Here is an 18096-nt window from a genome sequence, read left to right as displayed (position 1 = left end):
CAGCATTGCCGCACAGGTGCATAATAGAGACTACAAGCTTTCATCAGCATTTTAAACCTGTGCTGTAAAATTTTTCTAACAAAGAGGATTACCTATGATAAGAACAATCGAAGAATATTCACTCAACGCTCTGCCGGCCCTGCAGACCATGATATACGACGGCTGGGTTCTGCGCTTTGCCGGCGGTTACTCCAAACGCGCCAATTCGGTTAACCCGTTATATCCTTCCACCGAGCCTCCGCTCGCCAAAATCAGGAATTGTGAACAATTCTACGCCGCCAAAAACCTGTCGGCAGTTTTTAAAATAACGCCGGCGGCGTTGCCACCGGCGTTAGATGCCATATTGGCGGAGCAAGGGTATCGCCGCGATTCCCCGGCCAGCGTACAAGTGCTTGATTTAACCGGGCTGACGCCGTCATTCGATGAACAAATGACTGCCAGCCAGCAGCTAACCGAAGAATGGCTGACTGATTTTTGCCGTTTCAGCAGTGTTTCAAATAAAAATAAGCCGGTATTAAAATACATGCTGAAAAATATTATTCCCAATAAATATATTGTATCCTTAAAAGCCGGCAGCTCTGCCATCGGCGGTGGTGTTGGCGTGCTGCAAGGAGAATTTATCGGTCTGTATGATATCGTCATTGACAGCGCTTACCGCAATCAGGGCTATGGCCAAAAACTAGTCTCCGGCCTTCTCCGGCTGGGAAGAAGCGCAGGAGCAAAAAAAGCCTACCTCCAGGTTATGTCCAATAATTACCCGGCGGTTAAGCTGTACTCCGGTATGGGATTTACGGAACTGTACCAGTACTGGTATAGAATAAAATAAGTCTTTTCCTCCCTGCTTCGTGGCCGTAACGGCATACATCCGATAGGCCTCCCTCCTCCGCCTTATCTTGCGAAAAACAGCCTCGCCATTATCCTGCCGTTTAGAGCTGACAAGGCACTAGTTAAATCTGGTAAGCACTACCGAGTAAATATCCTCCAGCAACTTCAGTCCGCCCTCATATCCTACATAAGAACTATTGATGATCAGGCGTTCGTTTACCGGCCAGGAAACCGGCAAATAGTGCGCCTGTGTTTTTTGCGCCACCTTCTTTTCCCAGCCGCTGCCAATAATTAGCGGATATCCGGTAAAATAGGTGTTTTTGATCTCATCCTGGATAACATAGCCGTCTGATAAGAACTCCACTTCGGCCTCAATTCCATAATTCAGATTGCTGAATTCTGATTTTATCTGCTCCTGATATTCAGGCGGTGTATTATCCGTGATGTATTGCTTGGACGGAAACAAACCGACATCATTGACCAGAAACTTCGTTAACGCCAATGAATACTGGGCATCGGAAACCACGACGAAACGCTTGGACATCACGCGGGTCTCTAAAAACACATCAGCAAACCGTTCAATAAAATAATAATACTTATTTTCGTTTTCTTTAATCAGGTTTTCTGTTTTTCGCTTATCCACCCCGGCAAACCCGCCGACTGCCCGCAGGAACTTACTGGTTTCGGACGCGCCCACCGGCAGTGTCGGCCAATGTAAATAAGGAGTAGCAAATTTTTCCTGCAGCAGCTTTACATTATTTAATCCCACCCATGGAGATACCAGCAGATTAAATTCTGCTGCAGGCAGTTTATCAATGTTTTTTATGCCGCGGTCATAGCCGAAAATTGTATTGGGAATTAAGCCAAGCTGAGCCACAAGCCGCTCCAGCTCAAATAAATTGCCATACCAGAAGGGGTCATGCTGCGGAATACTGGCCCATATATTTACAAGTCCTTTGGTCTTTTGCGCCGGCGGCTTTAAGTATTGTTCAATAATGGCCTGCACCACCCACTCATGGCCTAAAAAATTGTTTCCTTTAAATCCTGCTGTTGACGCAAAGATTACCGGCTTTTCGGCATCCCGAAACGAACGGACAACCTCTTCCATATCATCGCCGATGATCTCGGAAGAACAGCTGCTCAGGACGACATACATATCGGCATTGATCACCTTCAGCGCGTTTTCAATCGTTTCCTGTAAGCGTTCGGTTCCTCCGAAAATAACATCTTTTTCATTAAGGTTTGTGCAGGGGAAAACCCTGGGGGCAAAATGGCCCGAACCGCCGTGGTTGCCCTGTAATTTATCAGCGCAGCCAGGCCCCGAATGCAGAATAGGCAGCGCCTTGGTGATTGCCTGAACCGTCTGCATTGCGGCCAGGGCGCATTTATATCGGGGTTGATCTAATATCTTGGGCATTTACTTTTAATCCTCCTTAAGGAATGCTGCAGTGTCTTGTTTATACCACCATGCAGTGTAGGGAAGGGTAATTCTGGCTGCCAGATTTTTTTCAAAACTCCGGTTCCTGATTGTATCCAGGATCGTATTGGCAAAATCCAGTGTGCCGCGATAGCCAAACGTCTTATACTCATCACCTAAAAAGAAGGCCGCAATGCCTTGTTTAATCGCCCATACCGTAGTTCCCGGATGCCTGGCCAGATATATATCCGGTTTGTGACGGTTGAGGATATTAAGAATTTCAAAATTCTGCTGATCGCTGACACTTACTTTGAAGTTATAAGGACTGTTCTGTTCCAAATATTCCAAGTGCGGCGGAATCTCGCCATTATCATAGCGGGTGTCATAGTGCCAGGATGCAACCCACACCACTTCAAGCCCCAGTTCCTGCAATACCCGCGACACCTGAAAAGCGTAACTTGCTCCCATGCCCAGTACGGCCCTCAGTCCCTTGAGCTGCTGTTTGACCTCTTCAATTTTAGGCAGATAGAAGGCCCGCTCCCGCTCAATGTATGCCTCTACCTCGGCTTCCTTGTGAATAACCAGTCCGATTTCCCGCAGCCATGCTTCAAATCCGGCAATCCCTAACGGATTGATGCTCTTGATATACGGCACCCCGTACTCCTGTTCCAGGCCATTGCCCAAATACGTTCCTAAAGTGCCGCAAATTGACACCGTTGCCAGCGCTTCCGAAAGGCGCGAAAGCTCTTGCACCGTCGAATTGGCGTATAGAAAAAACGGCGCAACATCAAAATTGGCAAAAATATCAATAATCTCCTGGCGGGCGCTTTCATTGAAATTCTTAAAATTAATGATATTGGTCTTTCTTTCCGGTGGTTTGACAATATTGGTAAGCACTGCATGGTCGGCAGCATCAAAGCCGGATGCCCAAACCCGGGATTTAAACCCTTCACAATGCACAGGAGCCAGCGGAACCGGTAATTCTGCTCTTAGTTCGGCAACCACGCTGTCAACATCTTCGCCGATGATGCCAGAAACGCACGAGGTTCCTACAAATATGGCTTTAGGGTGATAGCGGTGGTAAGTTTCAATGATGATTTGCCGCAGGTCGGCGGTGGCGCCAAAAATGGTATCAGACTCATCCATATCCGTCCCCAGAAAAACAGTCTCATACTCCACGCCGCGCTTGGCGGCAAGCTGGGTATAGTGAACAATCGTATTGGCCGACATTGCCGTACAACCGGACGGCGCATGATTGATAACGGCAACGTCCCTGATGCTGGCAAGCTGGGCCAGAGCGCAGCCGGCGTCACAGGAGCTGGACTGACTGAAACAACGCTCCTTTTCCTGTAGTGTCCCGCATTTACTCTTATGCACCAGATCATGCAAGTCACCGGAGTAACCGGTAATTGATCCTAACCGGCTCTCCCGGGTACCGGCTGAAGTGATGTTTAGATTGATCGCCATAATATACCTCCTAAATTTTTCTTATTAACGTTTGGATTTCAAAATAAATAATAAAAAAGCCAGTGAAACATAAGTTTCACTAGCCTTTAGCATTTTAAACTAATCAGCAGCAACAGTCCTATTCAATTATTGTTGCCCCTATGCGCCCTGCATATAGCCGGTGGCTAAACGATATGGGCAACTGTAAAAAATCAGCAAAAATGATACTCTAATTATAAGCCGAATTTTCGTCATATGTCAAGGTACCAGCCTCGCGGTTAAAGGCCGAAATATTCGGCATACAAAGCTTTCGCCTTATTTTCATTGTCAATATTCTTGATGATCGCCCGCCCGTCGGTAAACAGCGTCATTTCCACTTCACCGGCGGCAAAGCGCAGCGTAAACCGGTTATACTCCAGCCGGCCCAAAGGCTGGAGCCGTTCAGCCAGATCAGCAAAATTTATCTGTTTCGCTGTCCCCGGCACTACCTGTACGGCGTTCTGCCCGCACAGAGCGGTTGTATAGGTTGCCTGCCGGGCGGTTAAATAGCTATACTCATGCCTGACGCAGGTGGGGCATTCAGCATTAACCGGCAGTGTCCTGCCTTGCATCGAATGCGTCCACACATCAATAAACAATGCTTCCGTCCTGATTGCCGGGCTATCCAGCAGAATTTTTACAGCCTCCGCCGATTGATAGCAGGCAATGATTCCCGTGATCATATTGAGCACCCCGGCAGAGCTGCACGTTTCGCCCGGCGTTTCCGGTATATTGGGCATCAGGCAGCGATAGCAGGGAGTCTTACCGGGAATAATGTTCATGGTCAGCCCATAGCTTCCCAACACCGCGCCATGAATCCAGGGAATAGCATGCTTCACACAGGCGTCATTCAGAATGAATCTGGTTTCAAAATTATCCGTGCCATCCACAACAAGATCAACGCCGCTCAATAATAACTCCACATTGCCCGCATTCAAATCACTGATTACCGGCTCCAGCTCAATGCCTGAATTTACCGATTGCAGATAGCGGGCGGCGGCAATCGCTTTGGGCAGTCCGGCCTGAACATCAGACTCCGTGAAGATGCATTGCCGCTGTAAATTACTCAACTCCACAAAGTCACGGTCAATTAACTGCAAATAACCAACCCCGGCCCGGGCTAAATTATTAGCAATAACCGACCCCAAAGCGCCGACGCCAAGAATTGCCACCCGGCTGTGCGCCAGTTTTTCCTGCCCGGTTGGCCCGATTCCTGGAAATATGGCTTGCCGTGAATATCTTTCTTCAAACATTGTCATAACAGAACTCCTATTAACATAATTCAGCGATAACGGCGGCAACGGCCTGCAGACACTGTTCAATTTCCGCCTCGGTCGTGAAATATCCGGGACTTAACCGGACAGTGCCGCCCCGGCTTGTTCCCAGCGTCAGATGGGCGTCTGGCGCACAATGCAAGCCCGCCCTTGAAGCAATTTGAAAAGACTGATCCAAAATCAGGCTTATTTCCGCCGGATCAATTCCGGGAACACCAAATGATACAACGGCGGCGCGGGTTTTGCCGGCAGATGGCCCATATAAAACAACCGGACGGATTTTTTCCAGGCCAGTCAGCAGCATATTGGTTAATACCTCTTCCCTCCGGCGGACAATATCCTGCCCGGTTTCAAGAATAAACCGGATGCCGGCGCCCAATCCGGCAATCCCCGGCGTATTGAGCGTACCGCTCTCATAACGGTCAGGGCACTCCTCAGGCTGCTCCAGGGATTCTGATCTGCTGCCGGTCCCCCCCTCCCGCAATGGTTTTAAAGATATGCCCCTGCCAATATACAGGCCGCCTACCCCCTGGCAGCCAAAAAGCGCCTTATGACCGGGAAACGCCAGTAAATCAATGCCCATTTTACCCACATCAATCGGAAAAAGCCCCGCCGTCTGAGCGCAGTCAACCAGCAACAACACCCCCGCGGCTTTTGCCACCCGGGCAATATCCACAATGGGGTTAAGCGTGCCGGTTACATTGGAGGCATGACTAACGGCAATCAGTTTTGTATTGGGCCTGAGGGCTGTCCGGATGTCGGCAGCCGCCAGGCCCGAGAACGGCGAAGTTGCAACCTTGCTGACCTCCACCCCCGTTTTGCACAGCGCCTCCAGCGGCCGGGCCAGCGCGTTATGCTCCATTGAGCCGGTAATGACATGATCACCGGCCTGTAATAATCCTTTTAAGGCCAGATTTAAAGCATCAGTGGCATTTAGCGTAAAAATAATCCGGGATGGATCCGGGACGGAAAACAACTGAGCGGTCAGTCGCCGGGTTTCCTGAATGACCCGGTCGGCCGCTAAAGCCATCGTATGCCCTGACCGCCCCGGGTTAGCCCCGGCTTGGCGCATCACCTTGTCCACCGTTTGATAAACAGCTTCCGGTTTAGGCCAGGAAGTGGCCGCATTATCCAAATAAATCATGGCAAACCCCTTTAAGTAAAAAACCGAAGCGGGTCCCGCGCGGAAACGCCGTCCAGCCTTATTACATCATTCAATCCACATTGACATTTTAATTTAATTATACCTTTTTTTTAAAAAACAACAAGATTTTTACCTGTGTTACATCAAAATCAGCAGCAAATGCAGCCTGATCCTTCCCGTTGCTGTTCGTCATAGCAACTGAATATTAAGGGTACTGCCTCAAAAAATAAAATCAGCGTCAGCCAGGCGATGCTCTATCTCTTTTGCTATTTGTATTTCCGCGGCTTCATCCCCGGCTTCAAAAGTCACGGAAAGCCGAATATAGGAACCGGCATCATCCCACGGAACGGTGGAAATCAGCTTTTCGGCAATTAAGTATTGGGAAAAGTCTTCAGCCGATAAAAAGCTCCGGCCATTTTTCATTCCTTTAGGAATTTGTACATAAAGATAGAACGAAGCTTTGGGTTTTTTCACCGTAAAACCGGCTTTGCGAAAAACATCTACCAGTAAATTGTGACGCCGCGAATATTTCAGCGCAGTTTTTTCTGTTATCTCAGGATGCTGCAAGCAATATATTCCGGCTTTTTGGATGGCGGCAAACTGTCCGGAATCATTGTTGTCTTTCACCGCGGCAAACGCTTTAATAACCAGTTCATTGCCGCAAATAAACGCTAACCTCCAGCCTGTCATATTGAACGCTTTGGACAGGGAATGAATTTCCACTCCGACTTCCTTGGCTCCGCTTACCGACAAGAAGCTGAACGGCTTGTTACCGTCAAAAGTAAGAGCGGCATAGGCGGCATCAGCTACAACAATCATGTTGTTTTCCCGGGCAAAACGCACAACGCGTTCATAAAACTGGCTGGTCGCAGTCGCTCCGGTTGGGTTATTGGGATAGTTGATATACAATAGCTTGGCTTTACGCCGCTGCTCCTGGGTAAGAGAATTCAAATCAGGCCAAAATTTATTTTTTTCCAGCAACGGCAGATTAACTACTTCGCCCTGCAAAGCTTTGGTCATCGTGCCCAAAACCGGATAGCCCGGTACTGTCATAATGGTGATATCCCCAGGGTTAATAAAAGCCAACGGCAACTGCACTAAAATTGATTTGGAACCAATCCCGTGATTAACCTCAGAAAACGGGTTCAAGCCCTTTACCTGATAAACAGATTCCATATATTTGACAGCAGCATCTTTAAATTCCTGTACGCCATTATCGGTATAGCCTCTATTTTCTTTTAACCCGGCTTGCTCAAACAAAATATCCACAACTGCCGGCTCAGCCATCCAATCCGGCTCCCCTACCCCCAGGTCAATTAAGTTGATTTCCGGGTTATTTTTTATGGCCGTTCTTTTGGCCTGTTTAATTCTTTCAAATTTATATAACACCGTATCGCCGCCAAATAAATCACCGCCAATGCGTTGTGCAAACAATTCCTGAATAAAGCTTTTTCTCATTGTTAACCTCCTGTTCCTGCCAGGAGCAGGGTTACTGCTCCCCAGCCAGCTGATAAATAGCGCTGGCATAGATTTCTGTTGCTTTCAGCAAGGCCTCCACAGTAATAAACTCGTTTTTTTGGTGGGCAGTGCTCGGCTCCCCGGGGAATCTCGCGCCAAAGGCCACAAAATTGCCGAGCGCGCGGGCATACGTCCCGCCGCCCATCGACAACGGCCTGCCGCTCAGTCCGGTTACCTGGGAATATACCTGCAGCAAGGTCTTTATCAATGCTGCATCTTCCGGCACATAATGGGACGGAGAATCGGTATAGTCTTCAAAAAAGAAACCATACGCTGCCCCGGCCTGCTGTAATTTACTGATGATTCCGCCAGCCTTGGCGGTAACAGGATAGCGAATGTTGACCGACAGCCTGGCGGTGTTTTCGTCCACATCAATAACGCCCAGGTTATAAGTCAGTTTCCCGGAAATTGCGTCCTCAGCCGCAATTCCCAAAGTACCGGCAGCTGAAGCAATCGTCAAAAAATCCAATACCGGATGGGCAGTCACTGACTTTAATTGCCTTGCCAGCTTAAGGATCGCATTGTCGCCGAGTTCCGGAGTAGAGGCATGCGCTGCAACACCGGTTGCTTCATAGACTGCTCCGTCAAATACCGCCTTTGCATAGTGAGGCACCACATTGCCCGCTGTCCCCCCCGTAAATCGCAGGTTTGGAGTTCCGGCAGGCAGCGCTGCCGCAAAGGTTCCTGTGATTATGCCCTTTTCAGCGTTAACTACCGGAAAGCAGCCGTCTGGCGTAAAACCCGCGGTCGGCAGGCCTTCGGCCTGAATGTAATATTTGACGCATTCAAACCCGCTTTCCTCATCACAGCCAAAAACCAGCCTAATCCGTTTATTTACCGGCAAACCACTGTCCCGGACTAATTTGAAGGCATACAACGCGGCAACGGCAGGCCCTTTGTTATCTGCTGCGCCACGGCCGTATATTCTGCCGCCGGCCAGCTTACCGCCAAACGGAGGATAATCCCAGCCGTCGCCGGCCGGAACAACATCCAGGTGCGGAATAATGGCGATAACTTCCTGACCTGCGCCAAATTCCAGATAGCCCGCATACCCGTCCAGGTCCTTAACCGTAAACCCCCATTTATGTCCTAACTGCAGGACAAAATCCAGCGCATCCCTGTTTCCCTGCCCAAAAGGCGCGTTCGCCGCCGCTGCCGATTCTACTGTATTAAACTGGATTAAACGCCGGGTTATTGCAATCATTTCTTCTTGCCGGGCTTGTATTTGCGTTTTAAACGTTAACATTGGCCGTCTCCTTTTGAATTTTTCTATTTTCCGAACCTTAGCGCTCCCCGTTGGCCACCTGGTCCTTGCGCCAGGTCCCCGGGTCATTCGTACCTTGCGTCAACCACAAGCATTGCGAATGTCCGGAATACTCCCTGAACGAATAAAGAAGCCAGAAACTTCTCGAAGAAAGTTCCTGGCCTTTAGCTGTTACTAATCAACCAACTGTCCGGTACAGTATATGAATATGCTTTAGTTAAAAGTAGCATAAAATCCCAGATCTGTCAATTAGGTCTGTAGCCGCCTTTTTAATGCTTGCAAGCTAACCGCTGCCCGTAATAGCCTCGCCACATTCAGGCCCTGTCTCTGTCCAGTTCCGGCACAGGCAAGGCAAAAGACTGGAGTAAAGCCAGCAACGGCAAGGCGGCCAAAAGATAAAAAGCGGACCGTAAACCGTAATGATCGGCAAGCCAGCCCAAAAGCGGTGTGGCTATTCCGCCGACACTTACGGCTAACCCCAGAGTAATCCCTGACGCGAAGCCCATGCGATTGGGCAAATATTTCTGGCCCAAGACCACCAGTGGACTTGCTGAGGCAAAAAGCGCGAATCCGATCGGTACCAGCAGGAAAGTCGCCAGCATAAGATTTTCAGTAGCCAAAAAAAATAATAGCAACGGCCAAAGCAGGACAAAACCAAACTGGATTACTTTATGGTAACCAAATTTGTCTGCCATCCGGCCGCCCAACAGAGTGCCAACTACCCCGGCGCTAAACAGAATGGTCAACACTGTGCCGCTGACAGCCGCCGACTGATGAAAGAAACCAATCCAGTATAATGGTAGAAAGGTATTTAAACCATAAAAAATAATGGACCGGCAAAACACAACGAAAGTGAGCTTGTAAAACGGTATCCATTGATTTGCCGGCGCTGGCGAAGTAGAGGTTTTCACCTGCGCTACAGCCTGCTCAACTTGCAGCCTGGGGATTTGCGCGAACAAATACACCGACATAAGTACGCAGGGAATCAAAAGGACAAACGTTCCTTTGATTCCCCAGACCAAAAGCGCCGCAGTGGCGATCACAGGTCCCAAAGCAAAGCCGCCATTGCCACCCACGGAAAAAATACTTACCCCTGTGCCTTTCTTTTCACCGGAAACCTGATTTGCAATACGGGCCGCCTCGGGATGAAAGGCGGCGATGCCGATGCCGCTGACGGCAACAGCAAAAAAAACAGCCCAATAACTGGATAAAAACCCAATACAGGCTAAACCGGCGCCGGCTAAAAAAAGACCGCCCGGCATTAACCAGGGCTTGGAAATTTTATCGGCAAAATAACCAAATAGCGGCTGGATAATGGAAGAAACAAAACTGGCGGCAAAAACCAGGCCTGCCGCCTGCGCATAATTGAGGCTGTGGCTGCTCATTAGAAACGGCAAAATGGCCGGTAATGCGCCTTGGTTGAGATCAGTACATAAATGGGCGGCAGACAATAACCCAATGAAACGGTGCTTCATGTTAACGGCTTCTCCTTTATAGCGTACCAGCTCTCAACATAGGTAGCGCAAAGCAGCTGCAAGAATTAAACAACATGCTTACTATTATACCGTATTTCAGTTTTGTTTTCACGAATAATCCTGCTGATATATGGAGATTAAAATAATCGTTCACCGTTCGAGCCATGCCGGCGCATATGCACCCATCTTTTATACCGGGGATCATCCGGATTTTTACGAATGCTCTCTTTTTCCTGCAAATACAAACCAATATCATTGCTGTTAAACACCTGCCGGTCCTCACCCACCGGGCAGACCTTGACGCAAATGCCGCACGGATAGCGGTGCTCCTGACGCAATTGGGCGTGGTGGCGCGCACAGGCATGCTTATCCATCAGCGCGATAATTCGGTCGTCCCGGGTTGTAAAAGCCTGTGTCGGGCACAGCCTCTGACATACCCGGCATTTTGTACACAAATCAGTTTCCAGAACATTATCTGGCGCAATTTTCAGCCGGGTAAAAACGGAAACATACCGCACCCTTGGCCCGTACTGCCGGTTAAGCAGCACGTGGCTGTAGCCGATAGTACCCAGTCCCGCATATTTGCCGGCAAACACATGGCTAAACGCCGCCACCGGCTTGTCCACCAGCACCTGAATATCCCCATAGGCATCACGGGGCATAAATATCGATCCATAGCCTTTTTCCGTCAGATACACCGCCAGACGGTAAGCAATCTGATCAAGCAGGGTATTGGTGGTGTCATATAATTCAACATAGTTAATTGACGGTGTTGTCTCAATGACCGGCAGCAATACCGGCACACCCAGGACAATCACCGTGTTGGTCTCAGGCCAGATAGCCGCCGGCCGGTAATCGGCTTCTACTTCATCATATTCATCCCAGCGCGAGGCCGGAGCAAACCCGATCAGGTTGGCCCCAAGAGTCCGGGCATATTTGCTAATTTGCTGCTTAGTGATCGCCATAGTAAACTCCTTTTCCTGCCGGTAAAATTGCCATACACAGGAATAAATTCGTTGTCCCGTCCGCAAACTCAGTGAGAACAGGCTTGTTCAGTTTATTATTCACCAACAGAAACGTCCTGTTTCCAATTGGTAAAAAACTTTTCAATCAGCTTTAACGCATAATTGATGCCCAGTCCCATGATCGCCAGGCTGACAATACCGGCATACATTTCCGGGATATTAAAGGTTTCCTGTGAATACATAATAAGGTATCCCAGTCCTGCCGTGGCGCCAATCATTTCAGCCGCTACCAGCGCCATGACGCAATACGATCCGCCCAGCCTGATACCGGTAAAAATATCAGGCGCAGCCGCCGGCAGAATAACTTTCAAAAAGATAAAGCCCCGCGACGCCCCCATGGATTTAACCGATTGAACGACAAGCCAGTCAACGTGCTTTACGCCATGGCTGGTATTAAGCAAAACCGGCCAAAGTGACGCCCAGAAAATAATGATCGTTTTGGATAACTCGCCTACGCCAAACAGCAGAATAAACACCGGAAAAAGGGCAAAGGCCGACATCTGCCGGAAAGATTGGAACAAGGCGTCCAAAAATCTTTCGATTCTTTTAAAGTACCCGATAAATAATCCGAATACCGTACCGACAATCACCGATACCGCCATTCCAATCAGCACACGCTGCAGGCTAATCAGCAGGTGCTTGCTCAGCTCTCCACTTTGAAAAAGCCCGATCATCGCCTTGTATACCGCCGAAGGAGGGCTTAAATAAGTAGAGTTTACCCAGCCGGCCTGCGGCGCTATTTCCCACAATGCCAGAAACAGAATAAGACCGGCTGTCTTTTCAAAGGAACTGCTGAATAGGTCAGCCAGTTTTTTCATGGTCTTCACTCTCTTTCGCCCCGGTTTGCAACCTCTGCGCTTTGCTTACTTCATCCTTAATAAGCTCCCAGGCATACTGCCTGAGCCGGACAAATTCGGCTGAGTTGCGGATTTCCTCCGTTCTTGGCCGTGATAAGGGCACTTCAATGATATCCTTAATCGTTCCCGGTCTTGCCGTCATAACCGCTACCCGGTCTGACAGCAAAATCGCTTCATCGATGCTATGGGTAATAAACACAATGGTTTTTTTATCCGCTTCCCAAATTTTAATTAATTCAATCTGCAGGGTTTCCCGCGTCTGTGCATCCAGCGCTGCAAAAGGCTCATCCATCAATAAAAGATTCGGCTGGTAAGCCAGAACCCGGGCAATGGCAACACGCTGGCGCATACCGCCTGACAATTGATGAGGATATTGATTGGCAAACGCCGCTAATCCCACTAAATCCAAATACTGCCGGGCAATGGCTTTGCGTTCTTTTTTGCCGATTTTGCGAATTTCCAGACCAATTTCCAAATTCTCCAGCACCGTCCGCCATGGCAATAACGCATAGCCCTGAAACACCAGCCCGCGATCAAAGCTCCGGTCTTTTACCGGCAGACCGTCAACCAGTATTTCTCCGCCGTCATGCTGATCCAAACCGGCCAATATATTCAAAAAGGTGGATTTCCCGCAGCCGCTCGGTCCCAGGATGGACAGAAACTCCCCTTCACGAACCTGTAAATTGAAATTGTCCATCACCAGTAATTTTTCTTTTTTCCCTGTATTGCTTTTTACCTGAAATTCGCGGCGAACCTGACTGGCCTGTATCTTAATCATAATAAAAGCGGCTCCCTTCCGGTTTATTTCTGCGTGGGATTGTATTCGTTGGTATAAATCTGTTCAGGCGTCACCTGGCCCGGCGCAAGCTTATTTGCGGCAACCAGCCTGTCAATCCAGTATTTTACACCCTCTTCCGGCACAAGCTGATCCGGATAAAACTCATACATTTCCGCCTGATTGACGTCTATATTAAATCTCCTGGCCATGATGGCCCGGGCTTCTTCCTGATGCTCGTTATTCCATTTGGCGGTTTTGATCAGAATTTCCGTTAATTCTTTTACCGCTTCCGGATGTGCTCTGGCAAAATCGCCATTAACCGAATACGGGCACATGCCGCTCAACCCCTGGTCGATATCGTAATCACTGAATAACAATCTAAACTGCGCCGTATTGGCTGAAGTACGGCCAGACGCCGGCGGGTGGATAATGGCAATATCGGTATCGCCGCGCAGCAGCGGAACTTCCTGCTGATCTTCCGGTGCAGTCTTAAAATTGATGCTGGCCGGGTCAGCGCCGTTTTCCTGCAGGTACTTCTTGGTTACATATTCCGAGCAAGCGCCAAAGCTGTTCAAACCAATCGTTTTTCCGGCAAAATCTTTAATGGACTTAATCTCTGAATCTGCTTTCACAAAATACTTCATATGAGGCCATTGCTTGGTAGACTGGCTGCCTGCGGCAAAAATCTTTATATCCGCCCCGCTCGCTATCGCGGCAATGACGACCGGTGTATGGCGGGTAGCAATGTCAATCGATCCGTTAACCAGCGAGGGAATGACCTGACCGGTAGCCAGTTTGCCAATATATTTGGGGCGCACCCCGGCATCCTTAAAATAACCCAGTTCATCGGCCAGATAAATAAAATCATAATAAACCAGTTCCGGATACTTGAATTCCACTACCTGCTTCCCGGTTTGTTGTGCAGTCTGCTTGTCCGTACCGCCGCCGCACCCGGCAATCATCACACTAAAAATGATGGCAAATACACTGAGCGCCTTACATTTAACCTTGATCATTTTATCATCTCCTACCATTTTTCTGTGAAAACGCCCTGTCCGACACAACACGCCCTCCGGCAAAAAGAAAAGGCTAAAGATGTCAAAACATCTTTAGCCTTCAGTTTATTTACTGATCAACCAAATGGATTTTGGGGCGCTGTGTTGCAGTATAGAGTTTTCACATAATCTTAATGAAATTTAGTATACTATTAATTCTACCGTCTGTCAATTCGACATTTTTTTCGATATTTTTACAAAACCGACGCCAAATTGCAGGGTCAGTTATAGGTCGAAATGTTCAACGCTATCCGCTATTGCATTATCCGAGGGCTTGTTGTAAATCGGCAATCAGATCCTCAACATTTTCCAGTCCTGCCGACAATCGCAACAAATTGTCCGGCGTTTTGCTGTCCGGACCTTCAATTGAAGCTCTATGCTCAATTAAGCTTTCTACCCCGCCCAAACTTGTTCCCCGGATAATGATGTTTAATTTGCCAGTTACAGCCAGGGCCTCCTGCTTTCCCCCCTTTACCGCGAAAGACAGCATTCCGCCAAATGACTTCATTTGCCTGCAGGCAATTTCATACCCGGGATGAGCGGCAAGGCCTGGATAATAAACGCGCTCCACCAGGGGATGCTCTGACAAAAAAACCGCAAGTTTAAAAGCGCTTTCGGAGTGATTGCGAATTCTGCAGGGCAGCGTTTGCGCCCCTCTCAATAACAGCCAGCAATCAAACGGCGATGGCACCGCGCCGCCAATTTGCTGAATATGACGGATACGGTCAAAGAAGGCGTCAGCATGTTTACTCACCACAGCGCCGCCCAATACATCGCTGTGGCCGCCAAAATACTTGGTCGTAGAATGGACAACCAAATCCGCGCCTAATGCCAGGGGTTGCTGCAACACCGGCGTCGCCCAGGTATTGTCACATACACACTTGGCGCCGGCGGTCTCGGCGATTTGCGCAACTGCGCTGATATCGGCAATGGCCAGCGTGGGATTTGCCGGAGTCTCCACAAAGATGATCCTGGTATTTGGTCTGACCGCTGCCCTAATTTCCGCTAAATCGCTCGTATCAACATAGGACGTCTGTAAGTTCCAAGGCGTAAAAATATCATTTAGCAGCCTAGTTGTTCCATGATACAACACATTCGGCGCAATTACATGATCTCCTGGAACCAGTGCTTGAAAAACCGCACCAATAGCGGCCAGGCCTGAGGAAAACGCCGCTGCGGCTGCTCCGCCTTCGAGGCCGGCAAACACCCGTTCCAGACTATGACGGTTGGGGTTATCAGCGCGGCTGTAGCTATATCCCCGGGGATAAGAGCCGTCTGCTTCCCGCTCATAAGTGGTGCTAAGATAGATGGGCGGCGCAATGGCTCCCGTAGGCGCATCAACCGCATGCCCCAAATGGACGGCTTTTGTTTCGATTTTAATATTCCCAACTCCTTTTCACAGGTTTTAAAAGAAACTGCCATGCAGGCTTCACTCCGGCCAGTCGCCAGTAAAATCATCGTGCTGATGATACAAAAAGCTGTCTCCCACCATAAATGAGAAACAGCCTCCGGTCGGATTCGGCCAGCCAAATTACCGGCTGAGTTTAATGTTAATTAAACTTTAGCATTTAAACCGAAACGCGTCAAGAAATACCCCTGGCGGAACTTTTAAAAAAGCCGCTGAATCAATAAGCCAGTATTTTCCGGGGATTATGTACGGTTAGCTGTTCAATATCCTGTTCGGAAATTCCGCATTTTTTCAGCGTCGGCGCTACAAATCCCGTAAGCCGGCAATAGCCTTCACCACCGCCGTGACAGGTCGCCAGCTTAGTGAACACATCATTGCCGATCACCAGCTGCCCGGCATAACCTTCCCTGATCAAAGCAGCCAGTCCGGACAAAATATACCAGTCTGAATAATGGGCTATACCCAGCGGTTCATCATCAGCCTCAAGCCCAAACGGAGTAAATGAAAGAATAAATCCCTGTTTAAGCAATTGGCGGTGCAGGCTGAGATCAAATGGTATCTGGCCCGGCGCATTGATCAGGCGCTCCAGGGAAAGTACGCCCATCAGCAATTGAACATGGCAGAGAATTGTTTTTTCAGGTATACAGCCTCCCGCCAGCAAAGGCCGGATTACATTGCGCCATACTTCTTCCGGCGTAACATCCGGCCCCAGGTGGACCTGCAGCGACAAGCCTGTTTCCCTCGAAACACAGGCTGCCGCCCGTAAGTATTCCTCCAGCGGTTGTTTATTAACCTCATAAGCTGCCTTGATATGCCCGGGCAGTATTCCGCTTTCCCCAATGCCGGTATCAATTTCGTCGCGCAAAAACTTTACAAAAGCAGTGAAATTCATCTGCCGGAAATCATCCGGCCAGGTATATTCGGCATAAAGTCCGGTAGAAGCGATAATATGAACGCCTGTCTGCTCACTGATTCGTCGAATCGCCGTCAAATCAGCCGCCGAACTTCGAATGCCGGGAGCACTTACTTCAACAATGGCATTGCCGCCGCTATCCTTAAAATACTCTACCTCTTTCTTCATCACCGTTTCATCATCCAGCTTTAAATTATCCAGAGACAGAGCAATATTGTGACGTACCGCAGACCGGTTGGCCAAAGTAAGCTTGTCTTCCGGCTTTACCGTACTTCTTCCGGCGGAAATAAAAGCTTTTCTTGGACGGCTGCGAAACATTGAACAATCGGACAAAACATGCTCGTGCATTGAAGTAACCCCCAGTTGATCCCCCTCAATCGGACCGCAAACAGTCATAATCTTTTGGGTCATACAAAACCATCCTTCCGGTACTCATTCGGTTTGTAAATCAGGCTTGCGCCATATCCTATGCCTTCATTAGCCCAAATGACCGTCAAAGGAAAATAACCCCGCAAACTTGTTTCGGCGGGGCGCAGCCGCAGCGGTGGATTTCCTGCCGCCGGGCGCAGGCAGGCTTAGCGCACAAAAAGGCGCCTTTAAATGCACATGGCATTTAAAGGCGCCTCTCGGGCTTACGACAAATTTATTGAACCGAATCCTGGACGTTTTCCAGGAAAATAAAGCTGTTTTTATGCAAAGCTTCCGTATCAACGCCACTATCCAGCATACCAACTGTTTGCAGCTGCTTGGCCGTTATGCCAAACGCCTCGTAAGCTCCTTTGACCGAGGGGATATAGTTATATGTTTTTAAAATTTCGGCATTAAACTCGGCCTCGCCGGCAACCCATTTTTTCTCAACCTGAATTTTGGCTGTTTCGTCCTGGTTTTTTTGAATCCAGGCACTGGCCTTTTGCATCGCACGGGTGTATTTGGCGGCAAGTTCAGGATGTTCCTGGGCCAAAGCATCACTTACATAAGCTGAGCAGCAATATTGATGTTTGTATGGTTCATCCACTGCGGAATCGATCAGATTAGTTAAATTATATTCTCTTTGAGCCACAGCCGCAGTCGGGTCATTCATGGCGATAGCATCAATTGAACCATTCTGTAAAGCAATGGGAAGGTCGCTGGCGCTGAATACAGCGAATTCCACTTCCATATTTTTTTCGCTCACGCCGACACCGGCGTCAGCCAAAGCGCGTTTGGCGAAAATAATCGGACTGCTGGTCATGCTGGGCACGCCAATCCGTTTGCCTTTTAAATCGGTAAGCTTACTGATGCCGGAATCTTTGGGCACAAGCACTTTGTCGCAACCGGTGTGCAGCCCGGTGGTCACCTTAATGGGCAAGCCGTTGGAAAGCGGCTGGATCAGGCTGGCCAGCAGACCAAAGCTTGCGTCGACCTTTCCGGCAGTGATTGCTTCAAAAACAGTTCCCGGCGCCAGTTTAAGTATATCAACCTTCAACCCTTCTTCGGCAAAAAAGCCTTTTTCCACTGCGATATGGACCGGAGCTTCGCACAAGCTGCCGGTATAACCGATTTTCACGACATAATCTTCCGTCTTGGCTACCGGCTTTTGTCCGCAGGCGGTCAGTAACAAGGCAGCTATTACCGTCATGGCAACAATAGACATTTTCTTTTTTAAATTCATCTTACTT

At 49.0% G+C, this 18096-nt stretch carries 15 protein-coding genes; 1 reads left to right on the top strand and 14 read right to left on the bottom strand.

Going from position 1 to position 18096, the window contains the following annotated elements:
- Positions 1 to 94: 94 nt before the first annotated feature.
- Positions 95 to 826: a GNAT family N-acetyltransferase gene (locus BLR06_RS09125; protein ID WP_092071727.1), complete on the top strand. Its 732-nt coding sequence runs from the start codon at positions 95 to 97 to the stop codon at positions 824 to 826.
- Positions 827 to 943: 117 nt separating this feature from the next.
- Here the strand turns inward: BLR06_RS09125 and BLR06_RS09120 are convergent, their stop codons facing one another.
- The 14 genes from BLR06_RS09120 to BLR06_RS09055 all read right to left on the bottom strand — a co-directional run bounded on the left by BLR06_RS09120 (position 944) and on the right by BLR06_RS09055 (position 18089).
- Positions 944 to 2242: a nitrogenase component 1 gene (locus tag BLR06_RS09120; protein ID WP_092071724.1), complete on the bottom strand. Its 1299-nt coding sequence runs from the start codon at positions 2240 to 2242 to the stop codon at positions 944 to 946.
- Between the two features lie 6 nt (positions 2243 to 2248).
- Positions 2249 to 3709 carry a nitrogenase component 1 gene (locus BLR06_RS09115; RefSeq protein ID WP_092071721.1) on the bottom strand — a complete coding sequence of 487 codons (1461 nt, stop codon included), beginning with the start codon at positions 3707 to 3709 and terminating at the stop codon, positions 2249 to 2251.
- 257 nt (positions 3710 to 3966) lie between these two features.
- A complete protein-coding gene (locus BLR06_RS09110) occupies positions 3967 to 4986 on the bottom strand; it encodes a ThiF family adenylyltransferase (RefSeq protein WP_092071718.1) in 1020 nt (339 codons plus the stop codon).
- A 13-nt stretch (positions 4987 to 4999) separates the two neighbouring features.
- The gene (locus BLR06_RS09105; RefSeq protein ID WP_092071715.1) at positions 5000 to 6145 is read right to left on the bottom strand and encodes an aminotransferase class V-fold PLP-dependent enzyme; all 1146 of its coding nucleotides are present in this window, start codon (positions 6143 to 6145) and stop codon (positions 5000 to 5002) included.
- Between the two features lie 219 nt (positions 6146 to 6364).
- Positions 6365 to 7603: an LL-diaminopimelate aminotransferase gene (locus BLR06_RS09100; protein ID WP_092071711.1), complete on the bottom strand. Its 1239-nt coding sequence runs from the start codon at positions 7601 to 7603 to the stop codon at positions 6365 to 6367.
- A 31-nt stretch (positions 7604 to 7634) separates the two neighbouring features.
- Positions 7635 to 8909, bottom strand: coding sequence for a Sapep family Mn(2+)-dependent dipeptidase (locus tag BLR06_RS09095; protein ID WP_173812993.1), 1275 nt, complete (start codon positions 8907 to 8909; stop codon positions 7635 to 7637).
- Positions 8910 to 9241: 332 nt separating this feature from the next.
- Entirely contained in the window at positions 9242 to 10402 is a 1161-nt protein-coding gene (locus BLR06_RS09090) for an MFS transporter (protein WP_092071705.1), read from the bottom strand.
- A 137-nt stretch (positions 10403 to 10539) separates the two neighbouring features.
- Positions 10540 to 11367, bottom strand: coding sequence for an epoxyqueuosine reductase (locus BLR06_RS09085; RefSeq protein WP_092071702.1), 828 nt, complete (start codon positions 11365 to 11367; stop codon positions 10540 to 10542).
- 95 nt (positions 11368 to 11462) lie between these two features.
- Positions 11463 to 12245 (bottom strand): ABC transporter permease, encoded by a 783-nt coding sequence (locus BLR06_RS09080; protein ID WP_092071699.1) that lies wholly within the window; start codon positions 12243 to 12245, stop codon positions 11463 to 11465.
- The gene (locus BLR06_RS09075; RefSeq protein WP_092071696.1) at positions 12229 to 13062 is read right to left on the bottom strand and encodes an ABC transporter ATP-binding protein; all 834 of its coding nucleotides are present in this window, start codon (positions 13060 to 13062) and stop codon (positions 12229 to 12231) included. The genes BLR06_RS09080 and BLR06_RS09075 overlap by 17 nt, the downstream gene beginning before the upstream one ends.
- A gap of 23 nt (positions 13063 to 13085) precedes the next feature.
- The gene (locus BLR06_RS09070) at positions 13086 to 14078 is read right to left on the bottom strand and encodes an ABC transporter substrate-binding protein (protein ID WP_092071693.1); all 993 of its coding nucleotides are present in this window, start codon (positions 14076 to 14078) and stop codon (positions 13086 to 13088) included.
- 301 nt (positions 14079 to 14379) lie between these two features.
- The gene (locus BLR06_RS09065; RefSeq protein ID WP_281242278.1) at positions 14380 to 15492 is read right to left on the bottom strand and encodes a trans-sulfuration enzyme family protein; all 1113 of its coding nucleotides are present in this window, start codon (positions 15490 to 15492) and stop codon (positions 14380 to 14382) included.
- Positions 15493 to 15742: 250 nt separating this feature from the next.
- Positions 15743 to 16849 carry a phosphotriesterase family protein gene (locus BLR06_RS09060; protein ID WP_092071687.1) on the bottom strand — a complete coding sequence of 369 codons (1107 nt, stop codon included), beginning with the start codon at positions 16847 to 16849 and terminating at the stop codon, positions 15743 to 15745.
- A 232-nt stretch (positions 16850 to 17081) separates the two neighbouring features.
- The gene (locus tag BLR06_RS09055; protein ID WP_092071685.1) at positions 17082 to 18089 is read right to left on the bottom strand and encodes an ABC transporter substrate-binding protein; all 1008 of its coding nucleotides are present in this window, start codon (positions 18087 to 18089) and stop codon (positions 17082 to 17084) included.
- Between the last annotated feature and the right edge of the window lie 7 nt (positions 18090 to 18096).

Source organism: Dendrosporobacter quercicolus (assembly GCF_900104455.1).
Classification (GTDB): domain Bacteria; phylum Bacillota; class Negativicutes; order DSM-1736; family Dendrosporobacteraceae; genus Dendrosporobacter; species Dendrosporobacter quercicolus.
This window is presented reverse-complemented; position numbering and strand designations above follow the sequence as displayed.